At 67.4% G+C, this 17165-nt stretch carries 18 protein-coding genes; 9 read left to right on the forward strand and 9 right to left on the reverse strand.

The window, feature by feature from the left end; genetic code table 11:
- Positions 1-72 precede the first annotated feature (72 nt).
- Complete coding sequence (radA, locus tag ACM1PE_RS16600; protein ID WP_059379903.1) at positions 73-1434, reverse strand: DNA repair protein RadA; 1362 nt, start codon at positions 1432-1434, stop codon at positions 73-75.
- 415 nt (positions 1435-1849) lie between these two features.
- On the opposite strand from radA, the gene ACM1PE_RS16605 reads away from it, so the two are divergent.
- Complete coding sequence (locus ACM1PE_RS16605) at positions 1850-2482, forward strand: hypothetical protein (RefSeq protein ID WP_059379904.1); 633 nt, start codon at positions 1850-1852, stop codon at positions 2480-2482.
- A 98-nt stretch (positions 2483-2580) separates the two neighbouring features.
- A complete protein-coding gene (gene hpaR / locus ACM1PE_RS16610; protein ID WP_059379905.1) occupies positions 2581-3045 on the forward strand; it encodes a homoprotocatechuate degradation operon regulator HpaR in 465 nt (154 codons plus the stop codon).
- Here the strand turns inward: hpaR and hpaD are convergent, their stop codons facing one another.
- Positions 3046-3897 (reverse strand): 3,4-dihydroxyphenylacetate 2,3-dioxygenase, encoded by an 852-nt coding sequence (hpaD, locus tag ACM1PE_RS16615; protein ID WP_059379906.1) that lies wholly within the window; start codon positions 3895-3897, stop codon positions 3046-3048.
- Between the two features lie 37 nt (positions 3898-3934).
- Positions 3935-5401, reverse strand: a complete 1467-nt coding sequence (gene hpaE / locus ACM1PE_RS16620) for a 5-carboxymethyl-2-hydroxymuconate semialdehyde dehydrogenase (RefSeq protein ID WP_419340527.1) — start codon at positions 5399-5401, stop codon at positions 3935-3937.
- 201 nt (positions 5402-5602) lie between these two features.
- Between hpaE and ACM1PE_RS16625 the strand changes: the two genes are divergently transcribed.
- Genes ACM1PE_RS16625 through hpaI form a run of 4 tightly spaced genes read left to right on the forward strand, consistent with a single transcriptional unit; the run spans position 5603 to position 9060 of the window.
- Positions 5603-6643: a fumarylacetoacetate hydrolase family protein gene (locus ACM1PE_RS16625; protein WP_419340528.1), complete on the forward strand. Its 1041-nt coding sequence runs from the start codon at positions 5603-5605 to the stop codon at positions 6641-6643.
- A gap of 15 nt (positions 6644-6658) precedes the next feature.
- Positions 6659-7408 (forward strand): fumarylacetoacetate hydrolase family protein, encoded by a 750-nt coding sequence (locus tag ACM1PE_RS16630; protein ID WP_419340529.1) that lies wholly within the window; start codon positions 6659-6661, stop codon positions 7406-7408.
- A 33-nt stretch (positions 7409-7441) separates the two neighbouring features.
- A complete protein-coding gene (gene hpaH, locus ACM1PE_RS16635; protein ID WP_059379909.1) occupies positions 7442-8245 on the forward strand; it encodes a 2-oxo-hept-4-ene-1,7-dioate hydratase in 804 nt (267 codons plus the stop codon).
- A 14-nt stretch (positions 8246-8259) separates the two neighbouring features.
- Entirely contained in the window at positions 8260-9060 is an 801-nt protein-coding gene (gene hpaI, locus ACM1PE_RS16640) for a 4-hydroxy-2-oxoheptanedioate aldolase (RefSeq protein ID WP_419340530.1), read from the forward strand.
- On the opposite strand, the gene ACM1PE_RS16645 is transcribed toward hpaI, so the two are convergent.
- The 3 genes from ACM1PE_RS16645 to ACM1PE_RS16655 form a co-directional block, all read right to left on the reverse strand.
- Positions 9054-9830: an alpha/beta fold hydrolase gene (locus ACM1PE_RS16645; RefSeq protein ID WP_419340531.1), complete on the reverse strand. Its 777-nt coding sequence runs from the start codon at positions 9828-9830 to the stop codon at positions 9054-9056. The genes hpaI and ACM1PE_RS16645 overlap by 7 nt on opposite strands.
- A 10-nt stretch (positions 9831-9840) precedes the next feature.
- Entirely contained in the window at positions 9841-10818 is a 978-nt protein-coding gene (locus ACM1PE_RS16650; RefSeq protein WP_251881705.1) for a Bug family tripartite tricarboxylate transporter substrate binding protein, read from the reverse strand.
- A 74-nt stretch (positions 10819-10892) separates the two neighbouring features.
- Complete coding sequence (locus ACM1PE_RS16655; protein WP_013394808.1) at positions 10893-11786, reverse strand: MBL fold metallo-hydrolase; 894 nt, start codon at positions 11784-11786, stop codon at positions 10893-10895.
- A gap of 109 nt (positions 11787-11895) precedes the next feature.
- Here ACM1PE_RS16655 and ACM1PE_RS16660 point away from each other — a divergent pair, with 109 nt between their 5' ends.
- Positions 11896-12849, forward strand: coding sequence for a LysR substrate-binding domain-containing protein (locus ACM1PE_RS16660; protein WP_054452434.1), 954 nt, complete (start codon positions 11896-11898; stop codon positions 12847-12849).
- A 16-nt stretch (positions 12850-12865) separates the two neighbouring features.
- Here the strand turns inward: ACM1PE_RS16660 and ACM1PE_RS16665 are convergent, their stop codons facing one another.
- Positions 12866-13246 (reverse strand): tautomerase family protein, encoded by a 381-nt coding sequence (locus tag ACM1PE_RS16665; RefSeq protein ID WP_059379914.1) that lies wholly within the window; start codon positions 13244-13246, stop codon positions 12866-12868.
- 81 nt (positions 13247-13327) lie between these two features.
- Between ACM1PE_RS16665 and ACM1PE_RS16670 the strand changes: the two genes are divergently transcribed.
- Positions 13328-14185: a LysR substrate-binding domain-containing protein gene (locus tag ACM1PE_RS16670; RefSeq protein ID WP_419340532.1), complete on the forward strand. Its 858-nt coding sequence runs from the start codon at positions 13328-13330 to the stop codon at positions 14183-14185.
- 17 nt (positions 14186-14202) lie between these two features.
- Here ACM1PE_RS16670 and ACM1PE_RS16675 read toward each other — a convergent pair whose 3' ends face one another.
- Together ACM1PE_RS16675 and alr are read right to left on the reverse strand one after the other, a co-directional pair.
- On the reverse strand, positions 14203-14922 hold the full coding sequence (locus ACM1PE_RS16675; RefSeq protein WP_042794220.1) for an SDR family oxidoreductase: 720 nt from the start codon (positions 14920-14922) through the stop codon (positions 14203-14205).
- Between the two features lie 154 nt (positions 14923-15076).
- A complete protein-coding gene (gene alr / locus ACM1PE_RS16680) occupies positions 15077-16204 on the reverse strand; it encodes an alanine racemase (protein WP_118934915.1) in 1128 nt (375 codons plus the stop codon).
- Positions 16205-16333: 129 nt separating this feature from the next.
- Here alr and hpnC point away from each other — a divergent pair, with 129 nt between their 5' ends.
- Positions 16334-17164, forward strand: a complete 831-nt coding sequence (hpnC, locus tag ACM1PE_RS16685; RefSeq protein WP_419340533.1) for a squalene synthase HpnC — start codon at positions 16334-16336, stop codon at positions 17162-17164.
- The last annotated feature ends 1 nt before the right edge of the window (position 17165 follow it).

A 17165-nucleotide genomic window follows, 5' to 3' on the forward strand; every position in this document is an offset into this window, starting at 1 on the left:
CAGGCCCGGCCGGTTGCAGGCCGGGCAATCAGAATACCGATATGAAACCGCCGCCGACCGCCGCTGTGGGCGTCAGCGCAACTTGTCCAGCGCGGCGTCCAGCCGGTCCACCGCCCAGATCTCCAGCCCTTCGATGGGCTGGCGCGGCGCGTTGGCCTTGGGGATCAGCGCGATCGAAAAGCCCAGCTTGGCCGCTTCGCGCAAGCGTTCCTGTCCGCGCGGCGCGGGCCGGATCTCGCCCGCCAGGCCGACTTCGCCGAAAGCGATCAGGCCGCGCGGCAGCGGCTTGTCGCGCAGCGAGGACATGATGGCCAGCAGCACCGGCAGGTCGGCCGCGGGTTCCGTGATGCGCACGCCGCCCACCGCGTTGACGAACACGTCCTGGTCAAAGGTGGAAACGCCGGCATGCCGGTGCAGCACCGCCAACAGCATCGCCAGGCGGTTGCCTTCCAGGCCGACTGTGAGCCGGCGCGGGTTGGGCGCGTGCGAACTATCCACCAGCGCCTGGATCTCCACCAATAGCGGACGCGTGCCTTCCTGCGTGGCCATCACGCAGGATCCCGCGACCTGCTGTTCATGCTGCGACAGGAACAGCGCGGAGGGATTGGCCACGCCGCGCAGCCCGCGGTCCGTCATGGCGAAGACGCCCAGTTCATTGACCGCGCCGAAACGGTTCTTGAAGGCGCGCACCAGGCGGAACGAGGAGTGCGTGTCGCCCTCGAAATACAGCACGGTGTCCACGATGTGCTCCAGCACCCGCGGCCCGGCCAGCGCGCCGTCCTTGGTGACGTGGCCGATCATGACGATGGCGATGCCCGTCTGCTTGGCCAGGCGCGTGAGCTGGGCCGCGCATTCGCGCACCTGCGACACCGACCCCGGCGCCGCGGTCAGTTCGCCGCTGTACAGGGTCTGGATCGAGTCGATCACCGCCACGGTGGGCTTCTGCTCCGACACCGCCGCCTGGATCGACTCCAGCCGGATCTCGGCCAGCAGATTGACGTTGCCCGTCTGCAGGCCCAGGCGGCGCGCGCGCAGGGCGACCTGTTCGGCGGATTCCTCGCCCGTCACGTACAGCACGTTGGTGACTTCGGACAGCGAAGCCAGCGCCTGCAGCAGCAAGGTGGACTTGCCTATGCCGGGGTCGCCGCCGATCAGCACCACGGCGCCGGCCACCAGGCCGCCGCCCAGCACGCGGTCGAACTCTTCCAGCCCGGTAGGCTGGCGCGGGGTTTCGCGGGCTTCGATTTCAGACAGGCTGCGCACCGGGCTGGCGGCCGCCAGCGGCGCATAACGGTGGGAGGCAGCGGCCGGCGCCGACGACTCCACGGTTTCTTCCAGCGTGTTCCAGGCGTTGCAATGCGGGCATTTGCCCTGCCACTTCGGGGTGGTGCCGCCGCAATCGGAGCACACGTATACGGTTCGGGATTTGGCCATGCGCGAAAGTGTACCGGCAAGCCAGGGGGGCATGCGCGCGCAAACGCGCGCTTTTGTCCTTGCGCGCCCCATGCTGGTGCTGCTATCTGTCATTCTGCTTTCAAAAACAGGGACGCGCTGAAGTTACATGATGCAAACTCAAGAAATTCTCTGGCGGATTTCTCCAAATCGCGCATAATCATCAGGTGCAGCGCATTGACGAACCGCCCGGCCCAGGGCGGCATACCTGCAGCCAGACGCCCCCAGGGGCGCGGCGGCGGGAATCGCGGCGCAATCACCCGCGGCTTTCCAGGAAGCCGCCTAAACCGGAACAGGACCCGAGCTACGACGAGACCGCCGGACCACCGGCGCGGCGTGCGCAGAGGTCAGACGCGGATGCGCCTTGCCACCAGGCGCATGCGCGAGGAGTACGCGCATGAGCATTACCTACCGCCCCCCTTTCGACGAAGACGATGAACGGGATCTGCGCGCCTTGTATCGCAGGCACGGTCCCGGCGCCAATCCCGAATTGGACGCGGCGGTGCGCCGCCGTTGGCATCCCGGCCATAGCTGGCACCCCGCCTGGGGCGCTGCTGCCTGCGCGGCCATGGTCTTCGGCCTGTTTGCCTGGACCGAGATGCGCGAAGCCCAGGACTTTGCCGAGCAGAACACGCCTGTCATCGCCCCCCACGAAATAGGGACAAGCTCGGAACGCGCGCCCGCGCTGCTGTCCACGCCGGCGCAAGCGCCCGCCGAACAGGCCGCGCCCGTCACCGAACGCGTGGCCGCGCCGCCGCAGGAAGCGGCGCCGCAAGCCGCTCCTGCCCAGGAAGCCGCCCCCGTCCAGGAAGCCGCGCCTGCGGAACAGCCGGCCGCCGAACCCGCCGCCCCGGAAACGCCCGCCCTCAGCGACCAGGACATCGAAGCCCGCGTGACCCACATCCGGGCGCTGGTGCGCGAGGAACAGCAGGAAGAGGCCGTGCAGGCGCTGCGCGAATTGCAGCAGGCCGCGCCCGACCTGACCCTGCCCGACGACCTGCAGGAACTGGCCCAGCAGAATCCCGCCTGACCGCCGCCTCCCATCGGCGCCGCGCCCGGCGCGGACCGATGGGCGTACGCGTCCGATTTCGCTGCGGCGCGGCTCGGCTTCTTGCTAACATAGCCGCCATGAGTCCGAGCTTCCACCACCGCAATCTCCCCCATCTGCTGCTCTACGCGCGTGAAACGCTGATGGCGCACTTCCGCCCCATCCTGCACGCGGCGGGCGTCACCGAACAACAATGGCGGGTGCTGCGCACGCTGAGCGAAGTGGGCTCCATGGAACCCAACCAGATCGCCCGCACCTGCCAGATCCTCAGCCCCAGCCTCACGCGCATGCTGGCGGGCATGCAGGAACAGGGCCTGATCAAACGCACGCGCTCCAGCGCCGATCAGCGGCGCCAGGAAATTTCGCTGACGCCCAAGAGCAACAAGCTGATCGACCGCATGCGTCCGCAAGTGGACGCGAAGTACCAGGAAATCGAGGCCCGGATCGGCAAGGAATTGCTCGACCGCCTGTATCGCGACGTCGACACCATGGTCGAACTGATCAAGCGCGAGCCCGCCGACGCGCGCGCCTCCGAAGACGAATGATCAGGCCGGCACCGGGAAGATCGCGTTGATCTGTCCCGTGCCGGAACTGGCGAAGTAGTCGGTCACGATCTCCACCGGCTGGTCATAGCCGTCCCAGCCCAAGAGGCCCAGCAGCATCGCGGTATCGTGCATGCCGCCCTCGCCCACGCACAGGTCGGCGTATTCGGGCAGCATGGCGCAGAAGGTCTTCCAGTCGCCTTGGCGCCACAACTCCACCACGCGCAAGTCCACCTGCCGGAAAAACTCGCGGCTGATCTGGTGCATGGCGGCCTCGGGGCTGCCGTTGTCGTTGAAGCGGTGCGACAGCGAACCGCTGGCCAGCACCGCCACGCGGCTGTCGCTGGCCTCGATGGCCTGGCGCAGCGCCGCGCCGAAGCGGCGGCTCTCGTCCAGCGAATGCCAGGCGCACCAGGCGGCCACCGACACCACGTTGAAGCGCCCGTCGCCATTCATGTAGCGCATCGGCACCAAGGTGCCGTACTCCAGTTCCAGGCTGTCGATTTCATGCGCACGCGTGCCCACGCCCGCGGCATTGGCGCATTCGGCAATGCGCCGTCCCAGTTGCGGATTGCCGCGGTAGGCGTAGTCCATGTCCTTGATGAAATGCGGCAGCTCGTTGCTGGTGTAGCGGCCCTTGAAGCCGCTGTTGCAGTTCACGTGATAGCCGCCATTGACCAGCCAGTGCACGTCCAGCACCACGATGCTGTCCACGTCCAGGTCGCGGCACCGCTGGCCGATGATGCGGTGTCCCTGGATCGCGGCCTCCCTGCAGCCCTGGTGCTTGCCAGGCAGTTCCGAAAGATACATGGACGGCACATGCGTTACCTTGGCCGCCAGCGCGAGCTTGCCCATGGTGCTAGTCTCCTCGTTCTTGTGGTCCGGGCCGGATTTAAACGCCCCATCTGGGGATGTGGTGGCTGCCCATGGACACGCACACGTTCTTGATCTCGGCAAAGACTTCGTAACTGTATTCGCCGCCTTCGCGTCCCGTGCCGGATTCTTTGGTGCCGCCGAAGGGCTGGCGCAGGTCGCGCACGTTCTGGCTGTTGATGAACACCATGCCGGCTTCGATGCCGCGGGCCAGGCGGTGCGCCCGGCCGATGTCGCGGGTCCAGATGTAGGAGGCCAGGCCATACTTCACGTCGTTGGCCAGCGCCAGGCCCTCGGCCTCGTCCTTGAACGGCAGCAGGCAGGCGACCGGTCCGAAGATCTCTTCCTGCGCGCAGCGCATGCGGTTGTCGACGTCGGCCAGCACCGTGGGGCTGACGAAATTGCCGCCCGCCAGATGGGCCGGCAAGCCTGCGGGCCGGTCCGCGCCACCCGCGAGTATGCGCGCGCCTTCCTGCTCGGCCAGGCGGATATAGCCCGTGACCTTTTCCCAGTGCTGGCGCGTGATCATCGCGCCCACATGGGTATGGTCATCGGTGGGGTCGCCCACGGCCAGGCGCTGCGTGCGTTCGGCAAACCTGCGCACGAAATCGTCGTAGATGGGTTGCTGGATGAAGATGCGCGAACCCGCGGTGCAGCGTTCGCCATTGAGCGAAAAAATGGTGAACAACGCCGCGTCCAGCGCGCGCTCCACGTCCGCGTCGTCGAAGATCAGCACCGGCGACTTGCCGCCCAGTTCCATCGAGTATTTCTTGACGCCGCCGGCGCTGGCCAGGATCTTCTTGCCCGTCACGGTACCGCCCGTGAAGGAAATCGCACGCACGCCGGGGTGGCGCACCAGCGCGTCGCCGGCGGTGGCGCCATAGCCCTGCACCACGTTCAGCACGCCGGCCGGAATGCCGGCTTCCCGCGCCAGCATGCCCAGCTGGTCCGCCGTCAGCGGCGAAAGCTCGGACATCTTCAGCACCGCGGTGTTACCCAGCGCCAGGCACGGCGCGGTCTTCCAGGTGGCGGTCATGAACGGCACGTTCCAGGGCGACACCAGCGCGCACACGCCCACCGGCTGGTACAGCGTGTAGTTCAGCATCTGGTCGTCCACCGGGTAGGTGTGGCCGTTCATGCGCGTGCAGACCTCGGCGAAGAAATTGAAGTTTTCCGAGGCGCGCGGGATCAGCTGCTTGCGGGTCTGCGAGATCGGCAGCCCGGTGTCGCGGGTTTCCAGTTCGGCCAGCTGAGGCACGTTCTGGTCTATCAGTTCGCCCAGCCGGCGCATCAGGCGGGCGCGTTCCTTGGCGGGCGTGTTGGCCCATTTGGGAAAGGCCTCGGCCGCGGCCGCAACTGCCGCGTCGACTTCGGCCTGCCCGCCTGCGGCGACCTCGGCGATGGCCTCGCCCGTGGCGGGGTTGCTGGTGATGAAGCGGTCGCTGCTGTCGACCTGCTTGCCATTGATCCAGTGCTTGATGCTCACGCGCGGCTCCTCGTCCCGTCTGCGCCTGATGGTGCGGCGCCAATTTAATTAACAAGTTAACGTTATGCTTGCCTGACCGGGCTGTCAACGTCGGGAAACCCCCAGGCGGAACGGACCCCGACAGCCCTCTGGCCGATTGTTGTCACCGCGGTTTTTCATTAAACTAGTTAACATGATAATTACATCATGCGGAGCAAGGCCATGCCCCATATATGGATCGAATACTCAGGCAATCTGGCCCTGGATACGCAGGCGCTGATGCGGACCGTGCAGGATGCCGCCGTGGGCGACGGCAGCCTGTTCCCGCTGGCCGGCGCGCGCACCCGCGCGCTGCGCGTGGATGATTGCCTGATCGTCGACGGCCATCCCGACAATGCCTTCGTCCACGTGGTGCTGCGCATCGGCCACGGCCGCAATGCCGAACAAAAAGCCGCCCTGGGCGAACGGGTGTTCCAGGCTCTGACCGCCGCACTCGCGCCGCAGATGGCGGCGCGCCCGCTCGGCATCTCGATGCAGATCGAGGAAGCCGACCCGGTGCTGAACTACAAGCTCAACAACTACCGCGAGCACCTGGCCGCGCGCGCGGCCGCGGCCGCGGCGCCGTGGCCGCGGACCGTGGTGGGCGCGGCGCTGAATACGCGCCAGGCGCTGGCCGCGCTGAGCGACGCCGTGGACGCGCCCCCTTACAAAGCCGCGCCGAATGCGCCCGTGCTCTACATCAAGCCGGCCAATACCTACGCCCGCAACGGCGACGTCATCGTCCTGCCCGCCGACGTGGACGAGGTCGAAGTGGGCGCCTGCCTGGGCGTGGTGTTCGCCCGCCGCGCGACCCGCGTGAGCGAAGCCGAGGCGCTGGACTATGTGGCGGGGTACCGCGTGGTGGCGGACCTGTCCGTGCCGCACGCCAGCTACTTCCGCCCCGCGCTCAAGCAGAAATGCCGCGACGGCTTCTGCCCCATCGGCCAGGATCTCGCCCCCGTGGCGGCGGTCGGCGACCCGGACGCGCTGGACATCGAAGTACGCATCGACGGCCAGGTGGCGCAGCGCGCCAGCACCGTCGACCTGATCCGTCCCGTGGCGCGGCTGATCGCCGACGTGACCCAGTTCATGACGCTGGAAGCGGGCGACATCCTGCTGGCCGGCACGCCCCACGGCGCGCCGCGCGCACGCGCCGGGCAGCGTTACGACATCAGCATTTCCCGGGTCGGCACGCTGGGCAATGCGCTGGCCGCCGCCCGATAAGCACAGGAGCCCGCCATGAAACATGCCCGCATCTCCCTGGACGGCGTCATCCATGCCGCCACCGAAGCCGGCCCCGGCCAGGTCCGCCTGGCCGACGGACGCGTGTATGCCGAAGACGCGGTGCAATGGCTGCCGCCCTTCGAGCCGCGCACCACCTTCACGCTGGCCATCAACTACGCCGACCACGCCAAGGAACTGGCGTTCAAGGCGCCGGACGAGCCGCTGGGCTTTCTCAAGGCTGCCAACACCTTCGTGGGCCACCGTGCCCAGACTTTCCGCCCCGCCGGCGTCGCCTTCATGCATTACGAATGCGAACTGGTGGTGGTGATAGGCAAGACCGCCAGCAAGGTCCGCCGCGCCCAGGCCTATGACTGCGTGGCCGGCTACACCGTGGCCAACGACTATGCGCTGCGCGACTACCTGGAAAACTGGTACCGCCCCAATCTGCGCGTCAAGAGCCGCGACACCTGCACGCCGCTTGGCCCCTGGCTGGTGGACCGCGACGACGTGCCCGACCCCATGAACCTGAACCTGCGCACCACCGTCAACGGCATGGAGACGCAGCGCGGCAATACCCGCGACATGGTGTTCGACGTACCCGCGCTGATCGAGTACTTCAGCAGCTTCATGACGCTCTCGCCCGGCGACCTGATCCTGACTGGCACGCCCGACGGCATCGTCAACGTGCAGCCCGGCGACGAAGTCGTGACCGAGATCGAAGGCGTGGGACGGCTGGTCAACACGCTCGTCCCCTTCCCCCATTGACTCCACTCCACCCCAATTACACCTGGAACTCCGATGCTAGATAAAGATACCGTGCGCGCCATCGCCGCGCGCCTGCACGAAGCCGAACGCACCCGCCAGCAGATCCGCCAGATTTCGCTCGAGTACCCCGACATCACCATTGCCGACGCCTATGCCATCCAGCGCGCCTGGATGGACATCAAGCTGGCCGAAGGCCGCATCAAGCGCGGCCACAAGATCGGCCTGACTTCGCGCGCCATGCAGCAGGCCTCGCAGATCGACGAGCCCGATTTCGGCATGCTGCTGGACGACATGTTCTTCAATGACGGCGCGGACATACCCGCGGGCCGCTTCATCCTGCCGCGGCTGGAAGTCGAACTGGCCTTCGTGCTGGGCAAACGCCTGCAAGGCCCCAACGTCACGCTGTTCCAGGTCTATGACGCGGTCGACTACGTGATCCCCGCGCTGGAGATCATCGACGCGCGCTCGCACAGCATCGACCCCGACAGCAAGCGCCCGCGCAAGGTGTTCGACACCATCGCCGACAACGCCGCCAATGCCGGCGTGGTGATGGGCGGACGCCCGGTGAAGATCGGCGAGCTGGACCTGCGCTGGATCGGCGCCATCCTGTCGCGCAACGCCGTCATCGAAGAAACCGGCGTGGCCGCGGGCGTCTTGAACCATCCGGCCAATGGCGTAGTATGGCTGGCGAACAAGCTGGCCGCCCACGACGTGGCGCTGGAAGCGGGAGAGATCATCCTGTCGGGCTCCTTCACCCGGCCGGTGCTGGCCCGCCCTGGCGATACCTTCAACGTCGATTACGGCGTGCTGGGTTCCGTCAACTGCCACTTCATCTGACCACGCCACCATCCATGGACATATTGACCAACACCTTCAAGCAGGCCCTGCGCAGCGGCAAACCCCAGATCGGCCTGTGGGCGGGCCTGGCCAGCGCCTACTCCACCGAGATCATCGCTGGCGCCGGTTTCGACTGGCTGCTGATCGACGGCGAACACGCGCCCAACACCTTGCAAACCACGCTGCAGCAGCTGCAATCGATGGCCGCCTATCCGGTCGCCCCGGTGGTACGGCCGGCCTGGAACGACGCGGTGCAGATCAAGCAGATCCTGGACACCGGCGCGCAGACGCTGCTGGTACCCATGGTGCAATCCGCCGAAGAGGCTGCCGCCGCCGTGGCCGCGGTACGCTATCCGCCGCAAGGCGTGCGCGGCGTGGGCAGCGCGCTGGCCCGCTCGTCGCGCTGGAACCGCATCCCTGACTACCTGCGCCGCGCCAACGACGAGATGTGCGTGCTGGTGCAGATCGAAACCCCGCGCGGCGTGGACGCGCTGGAAGAGATTCTCGCGGTGGACGGCGTCGACGGCGCCTTCATCGGCCCGGCCGACCTGTCGGCCAGCATGGGCTACCTGGGCCAGCCGGAGCATCCGGAAGTGGTCAAGGCGATCGACGACGCGATCCTGCGCATCGTGCGCAGCGGCAAGGCGGCCGGCATCCTGCACAGCGGCGTGGAGCGCGCCAAGCACTATCTGTCGCTGGGCGCCACCTTCGTGGCGGTGGGCGTGGACGCCACCTTGCTGGCGCGCGCGGCCGAACAGCTGGCGGGCCAATTCAAGAGCGCGGCCGCGCCCGTGGCGGCCAAGGGTCCCTACTGACCCGCAGGCCGGGACGCGCCGTCCCGGCCCGCCAGAAACTCACGCACGGCGGTGTTGAACAATCGCGGGCGCTCCAGGTGCGCGGCATGCCCGCAGTCCGGCAGCACGCACAGGCTGCCGTGCGTCAAGGCCGCGCGCAAGGCCAGCGCCGATGGCAGCGGATGGCTGCGTTCGTGTTCGCCCGATATGACCAGCACCGGCGCGCGCACCGCCGCCAGCGCCTGCGTGTAGTCCGCGCCCGCAACCGCCGCAATCATCGACGCCGCGCCGGCCGCGCTCATGGACATGCCGTCTTGCAGGCAGGCCGCGTAGGCCGGCGCCTGCTCCCCCTGCTGGAACCAGGCGCCCAGCACGCGCCTTGCGGTGGCCCGCGGGCCGTCCGCGCGCAGGCGCGCCAAGGTCTGGTCCATGGGCTCGAAGCGCGCGGCGGCATCGACCCTCAAGCCCGCGCCATACAGCACGGCACGGCCCACGCGCCCCGGAACCGCGCACAGCAACTGCTGCGCGACGAAGCCGCTGAAAGAATGGCCCAACACGTCGAAGCTGCCTATACCCAGCTCGTCCGCCAGCGCGACGAGCGCGTCCGCATAGGCCGGCAATCCCTGCAAGGGAGCCGCTTGCGCGCCGCGCCCGAAGCCCGGCCAATCCACGGCGATCACGTCATGCTCATCGGCCAGCACACCCGCCAGGCCGTACCAGATCGCGGACGATGAACAAAAGCCATGCAGCAGGAACAGCGGGCGGCCTGAACCGCGGCGCGTGTACTCCATGTCCAGCTCCTCAGTTCTCCAGCACCACGCCGGATTCGCGCACCACCGCCTGCCATTGCGGCGCTTCGCTGCGCCACTCGGAGGCGAACGACGCAGGCGTGTCCTGCCCCGGCACGAAGCCCCCCGCCAGGAAGGCCTGGCGGACCTCCGGCAAGGCCAGCACCTCATGCAGGACGCCGGCAAAGCGCGCCACCCGCTCTGGCGGCGTGCCCTTGGGCGCGGCAAAGCCCCACCAGTTGCCCTGCACCACGTCCGGCATGCCAGCCTCGCCCGCGGTAGGCACGTCGGGCAGGCCGGCGAAGCGCTCGGATGCCGCCACCGCCAGGGCCCGCACCTTGCCCTGCGGCACGTAGGCCGCGGCAATGCTGTAGCCGCCGATGTACATCTGGATCTCGTTGGCCAGCAAGGCCTGCACTCCCGGCGAGGAACCGCGGTAGGCAATGTGCGTCATGCCCGCGCCCATCGCATGCGACAGGCGGTAGCCGGAAAGATGCGGCGTGGTGCCCATGCCCGGCGATCCGTAGTTCAGCTTGCCGGCCTGCGCGCGCGCATACTGCGCAAACTGCGCGTAGTCCTGCGCCGGCACTTGCGCGCTGACGTAGACGAAGGCCGGCACGTCCGCCAACTTGCCCACCGGCTCCAGGTCGGCCAGCGGATCGAAGCCCAGCTTGCGGTACAGGAACTGATTGATGACGAAGTTATTGGTGGCGCCCAGCACCAGCGTGTAGCCGTCGGGCTTGGCGCGCGCCACCTCCAGCGCGCCGATGTTGCCGCCGGCGCCAGTCTTGTAATCGACGATGAGAGGCTGGCCCAGACGCTTTTCCAGCAGGGGCTGGATCTGGCGCATGGCCACGTCGCCCGCCGCGCCCGGCGCGTACGGCAGGACGATACGGATGGGGTGATCGGGATACTGCGCCCGGGCGGCCAGCGGCGATGCCGCCAGGCCCAAGGCAAGCAAAACGGATACGGCGCAAGTCCGGTACGTCATGGTGTTCTCCCTGGCTGGCGGGCCACGCCCGCGCACGCGCCGGCCCGGCGGCCGGCAGGTATTCCCCGCGGATGCTACAGGTCGATGCGCATCAGGTCGTGCGCCAGCCGCAGCGGGCCCGAGTAGTTCTTGCGGATGTCGGCCACGATCTCGTCCATCAGGTGCGGTCCCATCAGTTCCACCGGCAGATGCTTGGCCGCGGCGCGCTTGATCACCGGGCTGGTCGAATCGAAATGGCCGAAGTGCGTCGCCACCAGGCTCTTGACGCCGGCGCGGCTGGCGATGATGCCCAGGTCCGTGGGGCTGGTGTGCGCATAGGTGCCCACCCCTGTCTTGGCGCGATGCGCGATGAACGATTCGGGAAAGGTGCATTCATGGATCAGCAGGTCTGCGTCCTGCGCCAGGCGCACCATGGCTTCACAGGGCGCGGTGTCGCCGCTGAACGCGATGACCTTGCCTTCGGCCTCCACCCGCACGCCGAAGCATTCGCAGACGTCGCGCGGAATGTGCTCCACCCAGTCGACCGAAATGCGCACCCTGCCGTCGTCGAACACCGGGCCAGGGCTGACTTCCCGCACCTCGGGGCGCATGGCTTCCAGATTGGCCTGGCGCACCGGATAGGCGCTGCGCGCCTGGTAGTCGGTGTGGTAGGCGCCGTTCTCGAACAGATGGTCGACGAAATGGCGCGTGCCCTTCGGCCCCAGCACCAGCGGCGCGCCGGTCTTGTTCAGCATCCAGCTGGAAATGACGAAATAGGGATAGTCGCAGATGTGGTCATGGTGCAGGTGCGTCAGGAACACGAAGCCCACCTTCGCAGGATCCACGTTGGCGCGCACCATCTGTCGCGTGGCGCCCTCGCCGCAGTCAAACAGGTAATGGGTATCGTCATCCAGGGTCAGCAGGATGGCAGACTGGCCCCGGTCGGGATCGGGCAGCGCGGCTCCGGTTCCCAGCATCGTGATCTTCATGTTTTCCCCTTTTGCACAGGTCGTTGAACTGCGATCCAGTATAGGTATGGGGTGCATACAATCTAATCAATTATTAGAATGCTGTGATAACCAACAGGAATTCCACAAAATGCCAGCCACTCCCCGCATTCCAGAGCTGCACCACATCGGCGGACGCCTGCGCATGCGCCACCTGGACCTGCTGCGCGCGCTATACGCGCTGGGCAGCGTGCACAAGGCCGCGGCCGAGCTCGGCATGACGCAGCCCGCGGCCAGCAAGCAGCTGCTGGAACTGGAAGACATGTTCGGCGTGCCGCTGTTCCAGCGCACGCGCCGCGGCATCGTGCCCACGGGATTTGGCCATGCGCTGGCGCGCAAGGCCGATGTGCTCTGGTCCGACCTGTCCGGCGCGCGCAACGAGATTGCGGCGCTGGCGGCCGGCGCCAGCGGCCGCATCCGCGTTGGCGTGCAGCAGGTGGCCCTGCCCGTGCTGGTGCCGCGCGCCTTGCAGCGCCTGCGCGCCGACCATGCCGGCGTCACCGTCATGCTGCAGGAAGGCGCGCACGACGCGCTGCTGGCCGGCCTGGCGCGCGGCGAGCTCGATTGCGTGCTGGGCCGCCTGATGCTGGACGCCACGCAACCCGTGTTCCGTACCGAGGTCCTGTACGAAGAACCCATCTGCGTGGTGGCGCGCGTCGGCCATCCGCTGGCCAAGTCCACCCGCATCACCGCCGCCGCGCTGGCGCGGCAGGACTGGATCCTGCCGCCGCCCCAGGCGCCGCTGCGCCAGCGCATCGACTCCTACTTCGCCGAACAGGGACTGACGCTGCGCGCGCCCATGGCCGAATCGGTATCGCTGCTGGCCAACGAGGTGCTGTTGCGCAGCAGCGACCTGCTTTCGGCCATGCCGCGCGCGGTGGCGCAGCACTACGCCGCGCTGGGCGTGCTGGCCATCCTGAGATTCCGCCCCGACTGGAACCTGCCGCCGGTAGGCGTGGTGCAGCGGGCGCAGGTGGAAGCAGCGCCGGCGCTGCAGCGCTTTCTGGACGCGCTGCGGGTGGAAGCCGGCGCGCTGGGCGCGTAGCGCCCCCTTTCCGGTCTCAAGCGTATTGCGCGAGACCGTGTCCGAAAGACCAGTTCTCTTTCGCCACTTCCACCAGGTTCACGAACACGTCCTCGGGCCGCAGGCCAGGGTCATCGCCCAAGCGCTGCGCGATCCGCTGGAACAGTGCCTTCTTCTGTTCCAGGCTGCGCGTGTTGTTCGCCGTGATCTGGATGTACACGAGGTCGTCGCTGCGCGCCACATCCATGTAGGTCGGGCTGTAGCGGAAGTTCGACGCCTCATGCTCGGACATGGTCATGAATTGGTCGTCTTCGGGAACATTGAACGTTTCGCGCATGGCCAGATAGATATTGTCGAAGATGGCCTGGCGATAGGCTTGCGGCTTGCCAGCGCGCAATGAGACATGGACTAGCGGCATGGTGGTTCTCCGTGGTTGTGCCATGCCATGTTAGTCATTCTGATAAGCTATGGCTCTATATTTCAATGATAAGCATCTGAAATGATTGAACGCCCACTGGACGTCGCTGCCGTAAGGGCTTTTGTCCGCATTGCCGAGCTGGGCAGCTTCACGCGCGCCGCCGAAGTCCTGCAGATGACGCAGGCGGCCATCAGCCTGAAACTCAAGCGGCTCGAGGACCGGCTTGGTTTCCGCCTGATCGAACGCACGCCGCGGTACGTGGAGCTTTCGGCGCGGGGCGCCGCCTTTCTTGGACAGGCGCGCGAACTCCTGGCGGCGCACGATCGCGCGTTATCCGCGGCCGCCGAGGGCAGGCAGCGCCTTGCCGTCGGCATCAGCGAACACGTGGCGGGACCGGAACTGCCGGCGCTGATCGCACGCATGAACGCGGCGGATCCCCAGTTGCTGATCGAGATCCGGATTGCCTCGTCCGGCGACCTGCTCCAGAGCTACGACCGGCGCGAACTCGATACGGTGATCGTGCGCCTGCATGCGGGACGCGACGACGGCCAGGTCCTGACCAGGGAAAAATTCGGTTGGTTCGCGGCGCCCGACTGGCAGCACCGGGCGGGCGAACCGCTACCCCTGGCCACCATGGCGCAACCTTGCGGCGTGCGCGCCATCGCCGAACAACTGCTCGACGAATCCGGCATACCGTGGGCGGAAGTCTTTGTGGGCGGCGGCGTGATGGCGGTCGCGTCCGCCGTGATGGCGGGACTCGGCGTTGCGGCGTTGTCTCCGCGCATGCTGCCCTTCGGCGCGGTCGACGCGGGCCCCAGGCTGGGACTGCCTGCCCTGCCGCAACTACCAGTCCTATTGCACACCAGGGTCAGGGATGGCCGCGCGCGCGAGGCGCTGACGGCCCTGGGCGCGGCGTTCCGCAGCGCAGTGAAAGGCTGAAAACAAGGCTTGAAACTTCAGGAACGGCCACCCAGGCTACCGCCGCCGTCCACCCCCAACACCTGCCCGGTAATGAAGCCGGCGTCGTCCGACAGCAGGAAGGCGATCGCGGCCGCCACTTCGGCGGGCGTGCCCAAACGCTTCATGGGCACCGAGGCCAGTGCGCGCTTTTCGGCGTCGCTGCCGGCCGGCCGCGTGGCGCGGAACATTTCGGTTTCGATCGGGCCGGGGGCCACCGCGTTGGCGGTGACGCCGTATTCGGCCAGTTCCAGCGCCCAGGTGCGCGTGCAGCCCACCAGCGCGCTCTTGGCGGCCGAATAGGCGGTGCGCTCCAGGCCGCCATGGATGGCGCGGCTGACCACGTTGACGATGCGCCCGGCGCGGCGCACCTTCATGGATTCGATGAAGGCCTGGGTGACTTGCACCGCCACGCGCACGTTCAGGTCGAGCACGTTGTACAGCGTGGCCAGGTCGATCTCGCCCAGCGGCTGGGGCGAGACGATGCCCACGTTGTTGACCACGGCATCGACCGGGAATTTCTCGCGGATCTCGCGCAGCACCTCTTCGGTGCGGCCGGCGTCCGCCAGGTCACAGGCATAGAGGTAGCCCGGGAAATCCACGTCGGTGGTGTTGCGCGCGATGCCCACCACATGACATCCCATGTCGGACAGCCGCTGAGTAAGCGCCCAGCCTATGCCTTTGGTGGCGCCCGTGACGAGCACGCATTTGTCCTTCATGGGTTGAAACCTCGCTTCTGTTTTCTTGGTAAAAAACGGGCGCTTGGGCGCCCGGTCTTCCAAGTAGACACCATCCGGCGTCACCTGTCTTGTAAATTGCGTAGCAATTCTTGCCTGCCGGACAGCCTGCCCGGCAGCCAGGAGCCGGCGCGTTTCAGACGTCCCGGGTGACCGGAACGCGTGGCGCCAGGGCGCACAGCAGCTCGTAGCCGATGGTGCCGGCGGCCAGGGCCACCTCGTCCACGGAGGGGCCTTCCTCGCCCCAGAGCGACACGGGCGAGCCGACGCCGGCGGCGGGGACAGGCCCCAGATCGACGATCAGCATGTCCATGGAAACACGGCCCACCAATTGGGTGCGGATGCCGGCCACCACCACCGGCGTGCCGGTGGTCGCGTGGCGCGGATAGCCGTCGGCATAACCGCAGGCCACGATGCCGATGCGCATGGAGCGTTCGGCGCGGAAGATGGCGCCATAGCCGACCGAATCGCCGGCCTTCAGATCCTGCACGGCAATGATTTCCGAGCGCAGCGACATGGCCGGTTTCAGACCGAAGGAAGAGGCTTCGGCGTCCGCGAACGGCGACGCGCCGTACAGGCAAATGCCCGGGCGCACCCAGTGCGCCTGGTTTTCCGAAGCGACCGCGATCTCGGCGAAGCGCAGCGTGGCAGCCGAATTGCAGACGCTGATGGCGCCCGGCATCTTATGCGTCACCGAATTGAACACCGCCAGTTGCTCGTTCACGCCCTGGGGGCCGTCGGCGCAGGCGAAATGGGTCATCTTGCCCACCGAGCCCAGCACGCCCTGCTGCTGCAACAGCATGGCGCGCTCATGCGCCGCGGCGTAGGCTGCGGGGCTGAAGCCCAGGCGGTTCATGCCGCTGTTCAGCTTGAGCATGATGTCGACGCGGCGCGAGAAGCGCGCGCGGGCCAGCATGTCCAGCTGCTCCCGGCTGTGCACCGTGGTGCTCAGGTGGTAGCGGTCGACGATGTCCAGGTCGGAGGGTTCGAAAAAGCCTTCCAGCAGCAGGATGGGGCCGCCCCAGCCCGCCTCGCGGCAGCGCACGGCTTCGTCCAGGTCCAGCATCGCCAAACCTTGCGCCTTGGAAAAGCCGGCCACGGCCTGCTCGATGCCGTGCCCATAGGCATTGGCCTTGATCACTGCCCAGATGGAAGGCGGCAGGCCGGAAGCGGCGGCCGCCGTCTGGTCCAGGTGGCGGCGCACGGCCGCAAGATTGTGCGCAAGCGCGGAAACGGAGACGGTGGCGGATATGGGACGCGGCATGGTGTGGGATCCTGTGGCGCTTAAGTCTAACTGATCCGCGTCCCGCACGGCGTCGCGCCATGCCGCCTGGATGCGACTACTCTAAAATGGATCGGTCCAGGCCCCCGGGCCAGATCCGCAAGTCCAAATATGCCCATCGATCACTACGAGAACTTTCCCGTCGCCTCGCTGCTGCTGCCGCGCAGGCTGCGCGGCGCCGTGACCGATATCTACCGTTTCGCCCGCGCAGCGGACGATATCGCCGACGAAGGCAGCGCCACCGACGCGCAACGGCTAAGCCAGCTGGCCGCGTTCCGCGCCGAGCTGCACCGCATCGGCGCCGAACCCGGCGCCACGCCCGCGCCCGGCTCGCCCGAACTGGCCGGCATCTTCGTGCCGCTCGCGGCCACCATCGCGCGCCACCAGTTGCCCATCACGCCGTTCTACGACCTGCTGTCCGCCTTCGAACAGGACATCAGCGTCAAGCGCTACGAAGACTACGCCACGCTGGCGGATTACTGCACCCGCTCCGCCAATCCCGTGGGCAGGCTGATGCTGCACCTGTTCGAAGCCACCAATCCGCACAACGTGACCGAGGCCGACGCCATCTGCACCGGCCTGCAGCTGGTGAATTTCTGGCAGGATGTGCGGGTGGACTGGCACAAGCAGCGCGTCTACCTGCCGCAGGAAGACCTGAGCCGCCATGGCGTGACGGACGAGGACCTGGCCGCCTGCCGGTTGACGCCCGCCTGGCGCGACCTGATGGCCTTCGAAGTCGAACGCGCCCGCGCACTGCTACACTTCGGCGCTCCGCTGGCGCGCCGCCTGCCGGGCCGCATGGGCCTGGAGCTGCGCCTGGTGGTGCAAGGCGGGCTGCGCGTGCTGGAGCGTATCGAGGCGGGCGGCTACGATGTATTCATGAATCGCCCCGAATTGGGCGCCAAAGATTGGGCCATCATGTTGTGGCGCGCAATTACCTGAT

Origin of the sequence: Achromobacter sp. PD1 (genome assembly GCF_048541815.1) — a bacterium.
GTDB classification, from domain to species: Bacteria; Pseudomonadota; Gammaproteobacteria; order Burkholderiales; family Burkholderiaceae_B; genus Achromobacter; species Achromobacter bronchisepticus_A.